This window comes from Nocardia sp. CC227C, from assembly GCF_030767025.1.
Taxonomy (GTDB): domain Bacteria; phylum Actinomycetota; class Actinomycetes; order Mycobacteriales; family Mycobacteriaceae; genus Nocardia.
In genome coordinates this window covers 151,393-166,875 of sequence record NZ_JASITE010000007.1, presented here as the reverse complement: position 1 = coordinate 166,875, position 15,483 = coordinate 151,393, and the positions used below count along the sequence as shown (strand labels likewise).

Below are 15,483 nucleotides of genomic sequence, written 5' to 3'. Positions count from 1 at the left end.
AAGACGGCCTCGAACAACCGGGTGCGGGACCGACTGGCTACCGCGAGCCGAAGGATTCCACCGGCCAGACGGTCTGACGCGGCGACTACGGGAGGTACTCATGTCGGACAAGGAAACCACCGCGCGCGAAGGTATCGAGGGCGTCGTCGACGACGTCAAGGGTAAGGCCAAGGAGGTCGCGGGGGTGATCGCCGGCGACGAGGATCTCGAGGGTGAGGGGCGTGCCCAGCAGGACAAGGCCGAGGCGCAGCGGGAGGTGGCCGCCAAGGAGGCGGCCGCCGAGAAGGCTCGGGCCGAAGCCGAGGTGGCCGAGGCACGCGAGTCCGGGTATCAGGACAAGTAGGCTCCGGCGGCGCGGTAGCGGTGGGCGGTTCCGAGCATGGCCGCCCACCGGCCGCTCGCAGCGGCAGCGCGGTTCGCGGAGTTCAGCGGAGGCGAGTGGCGGCGGCTGACATCGTGGCGTGATTTCTCGCACCGGGTGCGGGAGCCGGGCCGGGCACGGTTGGCGGGGCAGGGGACGTTGTGCGACAAATACTCATCGCGGCGTTGATCGCGCTGGTGGTGTCGATCTCGCTGACGCCGGTGCTGATCAAGGTGTTCTCGCATCACTTCGAACTCGCCGGATGGGCCGAGACCACCGTCATCATCCGATTCTGGCTGCTGGGCGGCATATCCGCCGCCATCGGTCTGATGCTGTTCTACGCCGAGTACCTGGCGGCGTGACCGCTCAGAAGCGCTGCCAGGAGGGCTTGTTCTCCACGGCGAACCGGTAGTAGTCCACGGCCTTCAGGTTGGCGGCCGCGGCCGGGTCGACGATGACCGTGACGTGCGGGTGCATCTGGAGGATGGAGGCGGGGCAGAAGGCCGACACCGGGCCTTCCACCGCGGCGGCGACCGCGTCGGCCTTGCCCGCACCGGTGGCGATCATGACGAGATGGTCGGCGTCGCTGATGGTTCCGAGCCCCTGGGTGAGCACATGGGTGGGCACCTGCGACAGATCGCCGTCGAAGAATCGCGCGTTGTCCTCGCGGGTCTTCGGCGTCAGCGTCTTCACGCGGGTGCGTGAGCGCAGCGAGGAGCCGGGCTCGTTGAAGCCGAGGTGCCCGTTCGCGCCGATACCGAGGATCTGCACCGAGACCCGACCGCTCAGCGCGATCATGCGCTCGTAATCGGCCGCGGCGGCCGGAATGTCGTCGGCGCGGCCGTCGGGGCTGAGCACATCGGCGTCCGCGAAGTCCACGTGCGAGGTGAACTCGTCGCGAATGAACTGGGCGTAGGACTGCGGATGCCCGGCGGGCAGCCCGATGTACTCGTCGAGCAGGAACGCCTGCACCCCGGCGAAACTCAGGTCCTCCTCCCGATGCTGGCGGATGAGCTCCCGATACGCGCCGAGCGGCGAGGAGCCGGTGGCCAGGCCGATGGCACGCGCGCCGCGACGCACATGGTCGGCCATGATGCGGCCGGCCAGCACACCGGCTTCGGCCGCGTTGTCGGTGATCACGAGTTCCATGACAGTCCGTCCTTGTACACGTTCACAGGGGTCAGTCGGCTATCGGTGACGAGCACGTCGGCGCGCATACCCGCGCGCAGCGCGCCCACCCGATCGGCGAGTCCGAGCAGCCGGGCCGGAGTGGCGCAGGCCGCCGTGGCGGCGCTGGTGAGATCCACTCCGGCGTGGAAGACGGTGCGCCGCAGCACATCCGAGGCGCATGCGGTGCCGCCCGCGATATTGCCCGGCCCGTACGGGTCGTACAGCCGCGACACCCCGTCCGCCACGATCACGTCCAGGATGCCGAGGTGGTAGCGACCGTCCGGCATGCCGGCCGCCGCCATGGCGTCGGTGATGAGCGCGAGATTGTCCGCACCGAGGGTATCGAACACCATGCGCACGGTGCCGTCGGCCAGGTGCACGCCGTCGGCGATGAGCTCGGCCACCACATCCCCGCGACCGGCCGCCGCCATGGCCGCCGTCAGGAAGTTGGCGTCGCGGTGCGCCAGTGCGGGCATGGCGTTGAACAGATGGGTGATGGACACCCGCTCGCCGCGGCGCATGGCCCGCACCGACCGCTCGTAGTCGGCCACGGTGTGCCCGAGCGACAGCAGCACGCCCGCCTCGCTCAGCAGGTCCGCGAGTTCGTCGAAGTGCGCGGTCTCGGGTGCGACGGTGACCGAGACGATGCGCCCGTCGCCGTGCCGCAGCAGCCGCCGCAGCATGGCCGGGTCACCGGGCACGATCCGCGCCGGATCGTGTGCGCCACAGCGGTGTTCGCTGATGAACGGCCCCTCGAGGTGGATGCCCGCGAGCAGTCCGGCATCGACGGCCTTGCCGAGCAGGTCGATCCGCTCGCGCAGTTCGCCCTCGGTGGCCGAGACCAGGGAGGCGACCAGCGTCGTCGTGCCCCGGCCGCGGTGGAAGCCGACGGCGCTCACGATGCCGTCGAAATTCGTCTCCGGGAAACCGAACCCGCCGCCACCGTGACAGTGCACGTCGATGAGCCCCGGCAACACGATGGGCGGCTCGGCAGCGAGCGCGGGCAGGTCACCGTCGAATTCGGCTGCCGGGCCGACGAAGTCGAGGAGCGGACCGTCGAACGACACCACGCCGTCGGCGAGTTCGCCCGCCTCCGTGAGGGTGACGACCCGCCCGCGCAGTGTCGTCCTCAACCCGCCCGCCCCCGCACCGATCCGGCGATTCGGGCGGTGCCGCGGCAGCCGCCGTGCGCTGTCCGGCCACCGCGGCGAGCGCAGCACGCCGCACCGGAGACCGCCCGGCTCACCGGTTCCCCCGCAGTACCAGCCGCGCCGCCCGCGCGGCCTCCTCGGCGGTGGCGGCGGCGAGCACCGCCGCGGCCGCCCCCACACATTGCTCCCGCGTGACCGCCGCGAGCGCCGCCCGCACCCCGGCCAGCGACCGCGGTGCCATGGACAGCGTCTCCACACCCAAACCCACCAGCACACAGGCGAATTCAGGATTGGACGCGGCTTCGCCGCACACCCCGACCGCCACCTCGTGCCGCCGCGCGCCCGCGACCACGGCCGCGATCGTCTCCGCCAGCGCGGGCTGCCACGGATTGTGCAGCTCCGCCAGGGCCGAGGACATGCGATCGGCCCCGAACAGATATTGCGACAGGTCGTTGGTGCCGATGGAGAAGAAGTCCACCTCCGCGCCGAGCCGCTCGGCGCGCAGCGCCGCGGCCGGAACCTCGACCATGATGCCGCGACCGGTCACGCCCAGTTCCCGGGCGCGGGCGGCGAAGGCCCGCGCCTCTTCCACGGTGGCCACCATGGGGGCCATCACCTTCACCGGTGTCCCGGTGGCGGCGCGGGCGGCCTCGATGGCGGTGAGCTGGTCGTCCAATGTCCCCTCATCGACACTGGCCAACCGGATGCCGCGCACACCGAGGGCCGGATTCTCCTCCTCGGAGAGCTTCAGGAACGGCAGCGGCTTGTCCGATCCGGCGTCCAGGGTGCGCACGGTGACCGGCCGCTCCCCCAGGATCTCGAAGACCTCCCGGTACCGCGCCGCCTGCTCGTCGATGGTCGGCGCGGATTGCCGTCCCAGGAACAGGAATTCGGTGCGGAACAGGCCCACGCCCTCGGCGCCGAGCTCCACCGCGAGCCGGGCGTCGGCCGCGCTGCCCACGTTCGCCAGCAGTGGTACCGCGTACCCGTCGGCCGTGCGGCCCGGTCCGGTCGGCACGTCCTGCTGCCGCGCCCGCGCCGCCAGCACCTCGGCGCGCCGCCCCGGTGCGGGCGCGATCTCGACCGTGCCCGCCGACCCGTCGACGACCACCTCGGTGCCCTCGGCGATCTCGACCGCGCCGGGACAGGCGACCACGGCCGGAATGCCCAGCGCCTTGGCCAGGATCGCGGTGTGCGAGGTCGGTCCGCCCGCCACCGTGAGCAGCCCGACCACCGTGTTCGGATCGAGGGTCGCGGTATCGGCGGGCGCGAGGTCCCGCGCCGCGAGAATGAAAGGCACCGGGCTGTCCGGGATTCCGGGCGGGTCGACGCCGAGCAGTTCGGCGACCACACGCTGTCCCACATCGCGCAGGTCGGCGGCGCGTTCGGCCATCATGCCGCCGAGCGCGGTCAGCTGCGCCGCGAAGTGGTCGACCGCCTCGGTCACCGAATGCGCGGTGGGTCCGCCCGCGCGGATCCCGGCGCGCACCTGATCCAGCAGGGCCGGATCGGCGGCCAGCGCCGCCGTCATGGTCAGGATGTCGGCGGCCGTGCCCCGAGCCGTCTCCGCCTGGGCGTTGTAGCGCGCGGCGACGGTGTCGAAAGCGGCCTCCACCCGCGCGATTTCGGCGTCGGCGTCCGCGCCGGGCGCGTCGGCGGCGCTGGTGGTCGGCGTGGACGCCAACCACAGCACCGGCCCGACGGCCACCCCCGGCGCGGCCGCGACACCGTGAATCTCACGCGTCAAGATCGGTCTCCAGCAGCTCGACGAGCTTGTCCAGACTCGTCTCGGCTCCATCCTCGGCGCTCAGGACGACGGTGTCACCCTGTTTCACGCCCAGGGTCATGACCTGGAGCATGGAGGCCGCGGCCACCGGGGCCTTGCCGTCCACCGAGATCATCACCGGCACCGCGGATTCCGCGGCGGCCTTGACGAAAAGGGCGGCCGGACGGGCATGCAAGCCGGACTTCGACGCAACGACAGCGGTGCGGTTGATCATTGGGCGGTGTTCTCCTTCTCGATTTCTGCCTCGTCGGGTTCGCGTCCGGGGGTCGGCAGATTCCAGCGCCGGATGATGAAGCTGAAGGTCACGTAGTACAGCACCGCGTATCCGAGGCCGATCGGGATCAGCAGCAGCGGATGGGTCGCCTTGCCGAAGTTGAGCAGGTAGTCGATGGCTCCCGCCGAGAAGGTGAAGCCGTCGTGGATGCCGAGCGCGTTGGTCAGCGCCAGCGCGGAACCGGTGAACAGTGCGTGGATCAGCAGCAGCGGCCACGCCACGAAGATGAAGGCGAACTCCAGCGGCTCGGTGATACCGGTGACGAAGGCGGTCAGACCGGTCGAGAGCATGATGCCGCCGACCATCTTGCGGTTCTCGGGCTTGGCATTGCGCCAGATGGCCAGCGCGGCGGCGGGCAGGCCGAACATCATGATCGGGAAGAAGCCGGTCATGAAGGTGCCCGCGGTGGGATCACCGGCCAGGAAGCGCGGGATGTCGCCGTGCGCGCCGTCGTAGTCGCCGATCACGAACCACACCACCGAGTTCAGAATGTGGTGCAGGCCCAGCGGGATCAGCAGCCGGTTGAAGAAGCCGAAGATGCCGCCGCCGGCGACGTCGTTGTCCGCGACCGTCTCACCGAGCCAGGTCAGGCCCGCGTTGAAGGCCGGATAGATGAACGACATGGCCACGCCGATCACCACGGCGGCACAGGCGGTGAGGATCGGCACCAGCCGGCGGCCGGAGAAGAACCCGAGGTAGTCCGGCAGCTGGGTGCGGTGGTAGCGCTGCCACAGCACGGCGGCGGTGATGCCCATGACGATGCCGCCGAGGACGCCGAAGTTCACCAGGGTCTGTTCCCCGTCGGCAGTGGTCTTGCCCTCCAGCACCACGGGCGACATGGCCTTCTCCACACCTTGGAAGGCCAGGTAGCCGACGACGCCCGCGAGCGCGGTCGAGCCGTCGGATTTCTTGGCCCAGCCGATGGCGATGCCGACCGCGAACAGCAGCGGCAGGTGGTCGATCAGCGCGCCGCCCGCCCCCGCGAGGACGGCCGCCACGGATTCCAGTGGGGAGAAGCGGCCGAGCATGTCGTCTTGGCCGAGCCGCAGCAGCAGGCCCGCCGCGGGAAGGGTGGCGATCGGCAGCATCAAGCTCCGACCCAGTTTCTGCAGGCCGGATAGATCCAGCTTCTTACGCTCGCTTGCGGCGACGTCGGCCATAGCGGGGTCCTTCAGTCCGTGAATCGAGTCACACGCGTGTATGGTGACGGTGACTGGTTATAACCAGAGATATACTGGTTATAACCAGTTTTGTCCACCCCGACACGCACGGAGGAAGAATGTCCAAGGCCGATCAGATCGTCGCCGGGCTAGGCGGCACCGACAACATCGTCGAGGTCGAAGGCTGCATCACACGGTTGCGCGTCGAGATCAAGGACGCCACCAAGGTCGACGAGAAGGCGCTCAAGGCCGCCGGTGCGCACGGTGTCGTCAAGGCGGGCGCCGCGGTGCAGGTCGTGGTCGGACCCACCGCCGACGCGCTGGCCGAAGACATCAACGATCTGCTCTGAGTCACATGAGCACCCAGATCCTCTCACCCCTGGCGGGCACCGCCGTTCCGCTCTCCGAGGTCCCCGACCCCGTGTTCTCCGCCGAGATGGTCGGAGCCGGGGTGGCGGTGGAACCCCTCGACACCGATGAGCCGACCACCGTGGTCGCACCCGTCTCCGGCACACTGGTGAAGCTGCACCCGCATGCCGCGGTCATCGTCTCCGACTCCGGCGCCGGCGTGCTGCTGCACGTCGGCATCGACACCGTCGGCAAGACCGACCTGTTCCGGGTGCATGTCGAGGAGGGCGCGGCGGTGCGGCAGGGCGATGCCCTGATCACCTTCTCCCCCAATGCCATCCGCCGCCTGGGCCTGAGCGCCGCCGTCCCCGTGGTGGTGATGGACACCGCACCGGGTTCCGCACTCGAACCGGCCGGCGGCCCGGTCGAGGCGGGTGCGGTGCTGTTCTCCATCTGAGCTGTTCTCGATCCGAGAAGCGGCCGCTCACAGAACGATTCGCTCGCGGGCACTCGAAACGAGTGCCCGCGACGTGCTTTCCGGGTGCTCAGCCCGACGCCGGATTCCCGTTGTCCTCGGCCGACACCGTCATGTAGACCTGGTACCGATCGGCGCGGTACCACGATTGCGCATGCTCCACGCAGCGGTCCCGCGAATAGGACATGCGATCGAAAGCCAGTAGCGGAGAGCCGAGTTCGGTACCCAGCCAGCCCGCGTGCCGCTCGTCGGCGGCCACCGCGCGCACGCTCTGCTCGGCCCGGTCGATCGGGCAGTCGTACTCCTTGGCCAACAGCGCGTACAGCGACTGGGTGAGGTCGCGTTCCAGCAGGCCGGGCAGCAGATCGGCGCGATACCAGCCGTCGTCGATGGACATGGGCAGTCCGTCGGCCAGCCGCAGCCGCACCAGATGGAACGCCTTCGCGGTGGACGCAAGGCCCAGTGCCGAGACGGTGGCGGGCGGCGGCACCGCGTAGTCGCCGTGCAGCACCACCGTGCTGGGGGTGCGGCCCAGGCGGCGCATATCGTCGCTGAAGGAGGCCATGTGCAGCCGCGAGCGCGCCACCCGTTCGGCGACGAAGGTGCCCTTGCCGGGAATGCGGGTGATGACGCCCTCGGATTCGAGCTGGCTCAACACCTCGCGCACCGTCATCCGGCTCACGCGATAGTCGTCGCACAGCTGCCGTTCACTGGGCAGCATCTCCCCCGGGCGCAGCGTCGCGCACAGGGTGGTCAGCGCCGACCGCAGCTGGGCCTGTTTGGTTACGCGCCCGGCCACGTGGTCCCCGGGTGTACCTGGTCCGCCGGGCTCATGCGCTCCTCTTACTTCTCGTTGCGGGCCTTGGGGAATCGCTTCTGCTTGGCGACCCAGCCCGCCATCCGCGCCCAGTGCCCCTTGGCCGGGGTCACCTTGGCGACGAGCTCACGCTCCCACTCGTCGGCCTCCGACAGTCCGTTCACGGCCTCGACCAGCGCCTTGGCGGCGGCCATATCGGGCACCACGCGGTCGCCGAGCACGCCCTCGTCACCCACCAGGGTGACGCGCACGCCGACGCGCCCCAGCGGCTGCAACACCGCCGTGGCGGAGCCGCCGTTGTCGGCGACGAATCCCTTCACCGAATCGACGACGGACGGCGACAGTTTGACGGAAGCCGGGGCGGTGGTAGCGCTCATGGCGAGCAGTTTACCCATCGGTAAGACCGAGTTGATGTGCCACTGCCCACTGCACGGGCGCGCGGGTGTACAACTGGTAACCATGCGCGCCATCCAGGTTTCCGAGCACGGGGGTCCCGAGGTCCTGCGGTACACGGAGGTGCCGGACCCGGTCATCGGGCCGAAGCAGCTGCTGGTCGACACCGAGGCCATCGGGATCAACTTCATCGACACCTACATTCGCACCGGGCGGTATCCGCAGAACGTGCCGTACGTTCCGGGTGCGGAGGGCACCGGCGTGGTGGCGGCGGTGGGGGCCGACGTCACCGAGTTCCAGGCCGGTGACCGCGTGGCGTGGGCGGCCGCGCCGGGCAGCTACGCCGAGCGGGTCGCGGTGGACGAGGCGGTGGCGATTCCGGTGCCCGAGGGCATCGACGCGCCGGTCGCGGCCTCGGCGCTGCTACAGGGCATGACGGCGCACTACCTGGTCGAGTCGATCTACAAACCGGAACCGGGTGAGGCGGTGCTCGTGCACGCCGGGGCGGGTGGCGTCGGGCTGATCATCACGCAGCTGCTCGCCAAGCGCGGGGTGCGGGTCGTCACCACCGTCTCCTCCGATGAGAAGGAGAAGCTCTCGCGCGAGGCCGGCGCGGCCGAGGTGCTGCGCTACGACGACGAATTGGCTTCGCGGGTACGGGAACTCACCGGCGGCGTGGGCGTGGCCGCGGTGTACGACGGCGTCGGCGCCAGCACCTTCGAGGCCAGTCTGGCGTCGTTGCGCGTGCGCGGCATGCTCGCGCTGTTCGGCGCGGCCAGCGGGCCGGTGCCGCCGTTCGACCTGCAACGCCTCAATGCGCTCGGTTCCCTGTTCGTCACCCGGCCGACGCTGGCCCATTACACCCGCGACCGGGCCGAACTGCTCTGGCGCGCCCGCGATGTCATGAATGCGATCGCGGACGGCTCGCTGCGCATCCGCATCGGTGCGACCTATCCGCTGGCCGAGGCGGAGCGGGCGCACCGGGATCTGGAGGGGCGCAAGACAACCGGCTCGATCGTGCTGCTGCCGCGCTGACGCGGGGCCGAGCGGCGGTGTGCCGGCGAGTCCGTCGCGGTCTCGACAGCGCTCGATTGCCCCGACCGCGCTCGACGGTCCCGGCAGCGCTCAATAGTCCCGTCCGGTGAGACCTCGGTAGACGAAACGGGTGATGCCCTCCACGGCCTGCTCGTCGGTGAGGTCGACCGTGCCGTCCTGGACCGCCTGGAGCAGGCCCGAGGCCACCAGGAACATCATGCTGAGGCTGGCGTCGGGGGTGCTGGGCAGGCGCAGGCCCGCGGCGGCGAACCCGTCGAGGTGGTCGAGCACGTCCTCGCGCTGTTCGGCGGTGAAACGACCCATCATGCGGGCGAAGTCCTCGTTCACCAGGGCCGCCTGACTCACGGCGCGGAAAACCGGCCAATTCTCGCGGGCGGCGGTCCAGTAACCCCGAATGTGGTAGCGCACTGCCTCCGGATCGGTGAAATCCGGGTTGTGGTCCGGACTCTCCGCGCGGGAATCCCCTTCGTCGGCAAGGTCTTTCAGCAGGGATTGGAGCAGCTCCTCCTTGCTGGCGAAGTGGTTGTAGAACGAGCCCGCCGCGCGCCCGGCCACCGCGGTGATGTCGGTGATCTTGGTGTTGAGATAGCCGCGTTCGGCGAAGAGTTTGCGGGCGGCGGCCTTGAGCGCCTGTTCGGTCTCGGCCGCCCTCTCCTGGCGTTTGCCACCCATTCGCACCACCTTCCTTGACAGCGGAACGTACCAGGATCAATACTGAATTTACATTCAGTGAATTACAGTTCATTATACGGAGTGAGCATGTCAGCACAGGTATTGATCGCCGGAGCCGGCCCGACCGGCCTCACCCTCGCCATCGACCTGGCCCGGCGCGGTGTCGCCGTGCGGGTGATCGAGCAGACCGAACGGTTCTTCGCCGGTTCCCGCGGCGACGGCATCCAACCGCGCACCCTGGAGGTGTTCGACGACCTCGGCGTCCTGGACGCCGTCCTCGCCGCCGGGATGCCGCAGCCGCTCATACGCGCCTACTTCGACGGGGAGCTGGTCGCCGAGCGGCGGATGAGCGAATGGCGGGAGCCGACTTCCGCTGTGCCCTACCCGAATCCGTGGGTGCTGGGACAGTCCGACACCGAGGGGATCCTGCGGGACCGACTGGCGCGGCTCGGGGTAACGGTCGAACTGTCCACGGCGCTGGTCGATTTCGCCCAGGACGCTCACGGCGTGACCGCCGCGCTGTCGACCCCGGCCGGGACCGAGAGCGTGCGGGTGGACTATCTGGTCGGCGCGGACGGCGGCCGCAGCACGGTGCGCAAGCGGCTCGGCATCCCCTTCGAGGGCACCACCGACGAATCGGTGCGCATGCTGCTCGGCGATGTGCGCGCGGACGCGCTCGACCACGAGTTCGGCTACTGGTTCGCCGAGGCGGACGCGCCCATGGACGGCATCGTGCTGTCCCCCTTGCCCGGTGGGCGGCACTTCCAGTTCGGGACACGGCTGCACGGTGAGGTCACGCCGAGTCTGGAGGTCTTGCAGGGCTATGTCGACCGGCTCGCCCACCGGCCCGAGGTGGTGTTGAGCGACCTCGCCTGGTCGACGGTGTGGCGGCCGAATACCCGGCTCGCCCAGCGGTTCCGGGAGGGCCGGGTGTTCCTCGCGGGCGATGCCGCCCATGTGCACCCGCCGACCGGCGGGCAGGGGTTGAACACCGGCGTGCAGGACGCCTACAACCTGGGCTGGAAACTGGAAGCGGCGCTGCGCGATCCGGGAGTCGAGGCCGAGGCACTGCTGGACAGCTACCAGACCGAACGGCGTGCGGTGGCGGCACGGGTGCTCGGGGTGAGCACCGAATTGCTCGACAGGACCGTGGCGGGTGCCGCGGACGCCATGAACCGCGGTGAGGAAACCCATCAGCTCGATATCTCCTATCGAAACCCGCTGGCGCACAATACGACCGATCGCGAACCGCAGGCGGGCGACCGCGCGCCCGACGCTCCCCTGCTGGACGCGGCGCGGCGACGGGTCCGGCTGTTCGAGCTCTTCCGGGGTCCGCATTCGACTCTGCTGTTGTTCGGCGCGGACCGGGCTCCGGACCCCGAAGCCGGGGTGCGGGTGGTGCCCATCGTGCGCGAACACGCGACCGGCGACGCTCTGAGCGATCCCAGCGGGGACGCGTTCCGCGCCTACGACGCCGAGGAGGGGACCAGGGTGCTGGTCCGTCCCGACGGGTACGTCGCCGAGCGCGTGGGCTGACCGGCTCGCCGGGTAGGCCACCCCGAACCTACCGACCGTTTCGTCCGAAATGTGTCTCCGCGGCGATCTTCCCGACATCGCGCAAGTCCGACATCGGGGACGGTTCGCCCGTGATCGGATCCCGACCGCGACAAGCCCGCCGGCATGCTGGATGATCTTGCTGCCGCACAAGACGATTCGCCGCGACCATTCGGACAAGCCCGTATGGTGGGTCACGGCGACCGTTGGGGCGGCCGACACGGGATGAGGCATCGGTCAGAGGTGAGCTGCATTGTTGGTGAAGGTCCGGAACGACGACCCGTCGCGCCTTTCGAGCACCGAGCGGACCGTCGTCAACTGGCTCAAATCGTGGAGCGGACCGCATGCCGTACCCGGAATCGCGGTGGTGCAGTGCCAGGACGCCGATGTGGTGGTGTGGACGCCGCAGACCTGCGTGGTGATCGCGGTGCACGGGTTCACCGAACGCGTGAACGGCACCCTGCACTGCGCCGAGGACGAACCGTGGACGGTGGACGAGAATCCCGCACCGGTCGACGGTGACGGCAATCCCCTGGAACGGGTGCGACGGCAGACCACCGAACTGGCGCGCCAACTGCGCGCCGCCCCCGGCCGCGAACATGTGCCGGTGAGCGGGCTGGTGCTGCTGGTGCCGCAACTGGGCAGCCGCCTGAAACTGACCAAGGGCGCCATGCCGCCCGGCATCGACGTGCTGCTCGGCGACGGCCCGTCCTCACTGCGCGCCTATTTCACCGGCCTCGCCGACGGCGCGGACCCGGCCTGGGATGCCGCCCAGGTCGGACAGGCGCTGGGCGCGCTCGGATTCGCCGCCGCGGCCACCCATTCGGACCTGGTCCTCGAGGGCTTCGATCCACCCGCACCCGACCGCACCCCGCCACCGCTCACGTCGCCGCCCACCCGCTCGGTCCCCTCGGTGCCCGTCGCCGCACCCGAACCCCCGGAGCCGCCGCGGAGCGTGGACGCCGGAACCGGCGTCGTACCGGGCCCGGCGGCGGTGCCGGTGCGCAACCCCATCCCCGGCACCGGGTCGCAAGGACAGCAAGATCCGCGGCAGGAGCCCGGCACGCGGGACTACCTGCCGGGAGGCCAGCCGGGTCCGCACGGTGAAGCCGGTCCGGTCGGCAGCGCTCCGGCAGGAGGACCGGGTCCGCATCCCCAAACCGGCTCGACAGGCACCGCACCGGGCGACCAACCGGACCCGCACGGCCGAACCCGCTCGACAGGCACTGCGCCGGAAGGTCACCAGCGCCCGCACCGTGAGTCCGGTACCGCGGGCAATATGCCGGAAGGACAGCAGGGACGGCAGCGAGAGTCCGGTTCCGGGAAGCGCGGGAAGATCGCCAGCGGTGCCGCGGCGGCGGCCGCCGCGGCGGGAGCGGCCGCCGCCGCGCTGCGCGGCTCCCGCGACCGCGGCTCCGATGCGGGCACTGCCGAAACCGGTGCGGGAACACGAGGTTCGGGTACCGGGCCCGCAGACACGACCGCCGAGGCGTCGCATCCGGCGGCGGGAGCACCGTACGGTGGCACGGCAGGTTCCGAAGCGCCCGGCTCCGGCCAACCGGGAACCCCCCACCCGCCCGGCCACACCGGAGGTGACCCATACGGGCCGGAGGCCGGTCGGGTGCCTTCCGCCACCGGCTCCTCCGGCGGTGAGCAGTACGAGACAGCCGCCTACGGTGCCGAGTCCGGAGGTGGGCAATCGGCGGCGGGCGGTCCCGGCCGCTCCGAACAGGGCCGATCATCGGCCACCGGAGACCTGGATCGCGGACCGCTCGGAACCACCGGCCACGATCCCGGCCGGTACCACGGGGCCGGTGGTACCGCCCCAGGTTTCGATCAGCCGGGTGGTGCACCGGGTTCCGGTCAGCCGGGTGGTGCCGCCCCAGGGTCCGGCCAAGCAGGCGGTGCCGCCTCGGGGTCCGGCCGAGCAGGCGGTGCCGCCCCAGCGTCCGGCCAACCCGGCGGTGCCGCCCCAGGGTCCAGCCGAGCAGGCGGTGCCGCGGCGGGGGCGCTGGCGGCCGGTGCGGCGGGGTCCGCCGCCGCGAGCCGGGGCCGAACAGGTCCGGCGTCCGGCCCCGGTGGGCAACCGCCCACGGGCGGGCCGACGCCCGCTGGCGCGCAGGGTGCTCGCTCCGGTGGTCCCGGGCGCGCCCCCTCCGGCGGCTCTCCGTCGGGCCAGGGTTTTCCGCTGTGGGAGAACTCGCAGCCGACGGCGTCACGCCGACGGCGGCGAGACCTCCCCACGGTGGCGGCCCTGGTACTGGTCTTCCTGATCCTGTCCGTGGCCGTCATGTGCACCGGCAGCATCGGCAGCAGCACCGGCGAGGACCGCACCCCCGAACGCACGACCACGGTCCGCACCACCACCCCGACCAGCACCGATCCGACCATCCCGGCGACCACCGTCGGCCCGGCCTGCTTCCCGTTCCAGCCGGGCTGCTGACAGCGCGGCCACCGAGTGGCCCGGCCCACGGGCTCGACCCGGAGCGGGCCGCGCGGCGTGCGCCGCCGCGCGGCCAGCCCGTGTGCGCCACGGCCGCCGTGACGCGGCGGACCAGTGGCAGCACCAGCAGGAGGATGGGGAAGGCGATCAGCCAGGACACTCCCCAGGCGCGTAGCCAGCCGAGGAAACCGGCGTCGAGGCTGCGGCCGTTCACGGTGCTGATGAATGAGACCACCAAGGTCATCAGGATGGAGAGCAGCAGCGGCAGTACGAACGACGCGTAGCGTGCGGGGAGTTTGCGGGAAGTGGTATGCGATGCCGAAGAATTCCGCTAGTCCGCCGAAAGCGTAGGAATACCAACAGTCGCTCCGCGTACAGCGGAGCGGGTGCGTTGATCGTCGATGACACTTACGGCGATGAAGATCGCGTCGCTGTGGTAGAGCAGGGTGTGGCGGCGGGGCAATTCCGTCCCCGAACGAGACGAGCCCGCCGCTCGTGGCGACGGGCTCGGCGGCTCGGAATCCGGCTCAGCCGAACAGTGTCTCGCCGAGGGTGGTCCACCCCAGCACCGAGTCCACCGCCAGGCCGCAGAACACCACGGCCAGATAGTTGTTGGACTGCAGGAACAGTCGCAGGGGCTTGACCGATTCCCCGCGCCGCACACCGGAATACAGCTGATGCGCCATGAGCAGGAACCACGCGCCCGCCACCAGCGCGGTCGCGGCGTAGATCACACCGGCGGCGGGCACCAGCGCGAAGGTGGCCAGCACGGTGAGCCAGGTGTAGATGACGATCTGCTTGGTGACCGCCTGCTCGGTGGCCACCACCGGCAACATGGGCACCCCGGCCGCCCGGTAGTCCTCCTTGTAGCGCATGGCCAGTGCCCAGGTGTGCGGCGGCGTCCAGAAGAAGATCACCGCGAACAGCACGATGGCGGGCCAGCCGACATTGCCGGTGACCGCGGACCAGCCGACCAGGGCGGGCATACATCCGGCCGCGCCGCCCCACACCACGTTCTGCGAGGTGCGGCGCTTGAGGCCGAGGGTGTAGACGAAGACGTAGAACAGGATGGTCGCCACCACCAGCGCACCGCTGAGCAGGTTCGCCTGCCACCACAGCCAGGCGAAGGACGCCAGCCCCAGCGTGATCCCGAAGACGGCGGCATTGCGGGTGGGTACCGCCTCGCGCGCCAGCGGCCGCTTGGAGGTCCGCTTCATCACCTTGTCGATATCGGCGTCGGCGACACAGTTGAGGGTGTTCGCGCTCGCCGCGCCCATCCAGCCGCCGAACAGCGTGGCCAGAATGAGGCGGATGTCGACGTGGCCGCGGTCGGCCAGCAGCATGGTGGGAATGGTGGCGACGAGCAGCAGCTCGATCACGCGCGGCTTGGTCAGCGCGATATAGGCGAGTACACGCCGCGCCGCCGCCGACAGCGGGCCACTGCCCGTCACGCGGTCGGCCAGCACCGTGCCGGAGGAGCCGTGCGCCCCACCCGGTTGTTGCCCAATCCGCACTGTTTCTCCTCGCACAACGTGCATGTTGATCCGGTCGTGGAACTAGCAGCGCGCTCGAACATCGACGACGACTGGAGCCCAGTGCGGCGCGGCCACTACTACACAGCATGGTAGACCGTGGGCGACAGCACTCTCGCCCAGGTATGGGCGTGGGTTGCCCGAGACCGCATCGCGACTCGGGTCCTGAGCGGTCACGAACCGGTCCGTGCGAAGCAACGAACATACGACACGGCGGCCGGTGAACGCGGGTTCTTGTACGGCGCCGAAACGGTCACCCTTAGGGTGGTGGGTGTCGGTGCGGAGCTTCGC

At 70.4% G+C, this 15,483-nt stretch carries 15 protein-coding genes and 2 pseudogenes; 7 read left to right on the top strand and 10 right to left on the bottom strand.

Annotated features, from left to right (window positions below):
* Positions 1 to 100 precede the first annotated feature (100 nt).
* Positions 101 to 343, top strand: a complete 243-nt coding sequence (locus tag QMO76_RS16275) for a CsbD family protein (protein ID WP_306362131.1) — start codon at positions 101 to 103, stop codon at positions 341 to 343.
* A 254-nt stretch (positions 344 to 597) separates the two neighbouring features.
* A pseudogene (locus QMO76_RS16270) lies at positions 598 to 723 on the top strand (phospho-N-acetylmuramoyl-pentapeptide-transferase); the annotation flags it as partial.
* Positions 724 to 727: 4 nt separating this feature from the next.
* Here QMO76_RS16270 and nagB read toward each other — a convergent pair.
* From nagB to QMO76_RS16245, 5 genes are all read right to left on the bottom strand, one after another.
* Complete coding sequence (gene nagB / locus QMO76_RS16265) at positions 728 to 1,510, bottom strand: glucosamine-6-phosphate deaminase (protein WP_306362130.1); 783 nt, start codon at positions 1,508 to 1,510, stop codon at positions 728 to 730.
* Positions 1,498 to 2,664: an N-acetylglucosamine-6-phosphate deacetylase gene (locus QMO76_RS16260; protein WP_306362129.1), complete on the bottom strand. Its 1,167-nt coding sequence runs from the start codon at positions 2,662 to 2,664 to the stop codon at positions 1,498 to 1,500. Before QMO76_RS16260 ends, nagB begins: the two co-directional genes overlap by 13 nt.
* A 109-nt stretch (positions 2,665 to 2,773) precedes the next feature.
* Positions 2,774 to 4,429 (bottom strand): phosphoenolpyruvate--protein phosphotransferase, encoded by a 1,656-nt coding sequence (gene ptsP, locus QMO76_RS16255; protein WP_306362128.1) that lies wholly within the window; start codon positions 4,427 to 4,429, stop codon positions 2,774 to 2,776.
* Positions 4,419 to 4,682 carry an HPr family phosphocarrier protein gene (locus tag QMO76_RS16250; RefSeq protein WP_306362127.1) on the bottom strand — a complete coding sequence of 88 codons (264 nt, stop codon included), beginning with the start codon at positions 4,680 to 4,682 and terminating at the stop codon, positions 4,419 to 4,421. Before QMO76_RS16250 ends, ptsP begins: the two co-directional genes overlap by 11 nt.
* A complete protein-coding gene (locus tag QMO76_RS16245) occupies positions 4,679 to 5,902 on the bottom strand; it encodes a PTS transporter subunit EIIC (protein WP_306362126.1) in 1,224 nt (407 codons plus the stop codon). Before QMO76_RS16245 ends, QMO76_RS16250 begins: the two co-directional genes overlap by 4 nt.
* 119 nt (positions 5,903 to 6,021) lie before the next feature.
* On the opposite strand from QMO76_RS16245, the gene QMO76_RS16240 reads away from it, so the two are divergent.
* Positions 6,022 to 6,252 (top strand): glucose PTS transporter subunit EIIB, encoded by a 231-nt coding sequence (locus QMO76_RS16240; protein ID WP_039814894.1) that lies wholly within the window; start codon positions 6,022 to 6,024, stop codon positions 6,250 to 6,252.
* Positions 6,253 to 6,257: 5 nt separating this feature from the next.
* Positions 6,258 to 6,707, top strand: coding sequence for a PTS glucose transporter subunit IIA (locus QMO76_RS16235; RefSeq protein WP_306362125.1), 450 nt, complete (start codon positions 6,258 to 6,260; stop codon positions 6,705 to 6,707).
* Between the two features lie 88 nt (positions 6,708 to 6,795).
* Here the strand turns inward: QMO76_RS16235 and QMO76_RS16230 are convergent, their stop codons facing one another.
* Complete coding sequence (locus QMO76_RS16230; RefSeq protein WP_306362124.1) at positions 6,796 to 7,524, bottom strand: GntR family transcriptional regulator; 729 nt, start codon at positions 7,522 to 7,524, stop codon at positions 6,796 to 6,798.
* Between the two features lie 44 nt (positions 7,525 to 7,568).
* Complete coding sequence (locus QMO76_RS16225) at positions 7,569 to 7,919, bottom strand: hypothetical protein (protein ID WP_306362123.1); 351 nt, start codon at positions 7,917 to 7,919, stop codon at positions 7,569 to 7,571.
* An 82-nt stretch (positions 7,920 to 8,001) separates the two neighbouring features.
* Here QMO76_RS16225 and QMO76_RS16220 point away from each other — a divergent pair, with 82 nt between their 5' ends.
* Complete coding sequence (locus QMO76_RS16220; protein WP_306362122.1) at positions 8,002 to 8,970, top strand: quinone oxidoreductase; 969 nt, start codon at positions 8,002 to 8,004, stop codon at positions 8,968 to 8,970.
* Between the two features lie 90 nt (positions 8,971 to 9,060).
* Here QMO76_RS16220 and QMO76_RS16215 read toward each other — a convergent pair whose 3' ends face one another.
* Complete coding sequence (locus QMO76_RS16215) at positions 9,061 to 9,663, bottom strand: TetR/AcrR family transcriptional regulator (protein WP_306362121.1); 603 nt, start codon at positions 9,661 to 9,663, stop codon at positions 9,061 to 9,063.
* Positions 9,664 to 9,750: 87 nt separating this feature from the next.
* On the opposite strand from QMO76_RS16215, the gene QMO76_RS16210 reads away from it, so the two are divergent.
* Positions 9,751 to 11,199 carry an FAD-dependent monooxygenase gene (locus tag QMO76_RS16210; RefSeq protein ID WP_306362120.1) on the top strand — a complete coding sequence of 483 codons (1,449 nt, stop codon included), beginning with the start codon at positions 9,751 to 9,753 and terminating at the stop codon, positions 11,197 to 11,199.
* Positions 11,200 to 11,476: 277 nt separating this feature from the next.
* The gene (locus tag QMO76_RS16205; RefSeq protein ID WP_306362368.1) at positions 11,477 to 13,660 is read left to right on the top strand and encodes an NERD domain-containing protein; all 2,184 of its coding nucleotides are present in this window, start codon (positions 11,477 to 11,479) and stop codon (positions 13,658 to 13,660) included.
* Between the two features lie 103 nt (positions 13,661 to 13,763).
* On the opposite strand, the pseudogene QMO76_RS16200 reads toward QMO76_RS16205, so the two are convergent.
* Positions 13,764 to 13,910 (bottom strand): annotated as a pseudogene (locus QMO76_RS16200) (DUF2798 domain-containing protein); the annotation flags it as partial.
* Positions 13,911 to 14,187: 277 nt separating this feature from the next.
* Positions 14,188 to 15,174, bottom strand: coding sequence for a heme o synthase (locus QMO76_RS16195; protein ID WP_306362119.1), 987 nt, complete (start codon positions 15,172 to 15,174; stop codon positions 14,188 to 14,190).
* Positions 15,175 to 15,483 lie beyond the last annotated feature (309 nt).

Coding starts and splice junctions, on each gene's coding strand:
- QMO76_RS16275 (WP_306362131.1), top strand. CDS start 101: ATGTCGGACAAGGAAACCACCGCGCGCGAAGGTATCGAGGGCGTCGTC.
- QMO76_RS16225 (WP_306362123.1), bottom strand. CDS start 7,919: ATGAGCGCTACCACCGCCCCGGCTTCCGTCAAACTGTCGCCGTCCGTC.
- QMO76_RS16215 (WP_306362121.1), bottom strand. CDS start 9,663: ATGGGTGGCAAACGCCAGGAGAGGGCGGCCGAGACCGAACAGGCGCTC.
- QMO76_RS16220 (WP_306362122.1), top strand. CDS start 8,002: ATGCGCGCCATCCAGGTTTCCGAGCACGGGGGTCCCGAGGTCCTGCGG.
- QMO76_RS16240 (WP_039814894.1), top strand. CDS start 6,022: ATGTCCAAGGCCGATCAGATCGTCGCCGGGCTAGGCGGCACCGACAAC.
- QMO76_RS16210 (WP_306362120.1), top strand. CDS start 9,751: ATGTCAGCACAGGTATTGATCGCCGGAGCCGGCCCGACCGGCCTCACC.
- nagB (WP_306362130.1), bottom strand. CDS start 1,510: ATGGAACTCGTGATCACCGACAACGCGGCCGAAGCCGGTGTGCTGGCC.
- QMO76_RS16235 (WP_306362125.1), top strand. CDS start 6,258: ATGAGCACCCAGATCCTCTCACCCCTGGCGGGCACCGCCGTTCCGCTC.
- QMO76_RS16245 (WP_306362126.1), bottom strand. CDS start 5,902: ATGGCCGACGTCGCCGCAAGCGAGCGTAAGAAGCTGGATCTATCCGGC.
- QMO76_RS16250 (WP_306362127.1), bottom strand. CDS start 4,682: ATGATCAACCGCACCGCTGTCGTTGCGTCGAAGTCCGGCTTGCATGCC.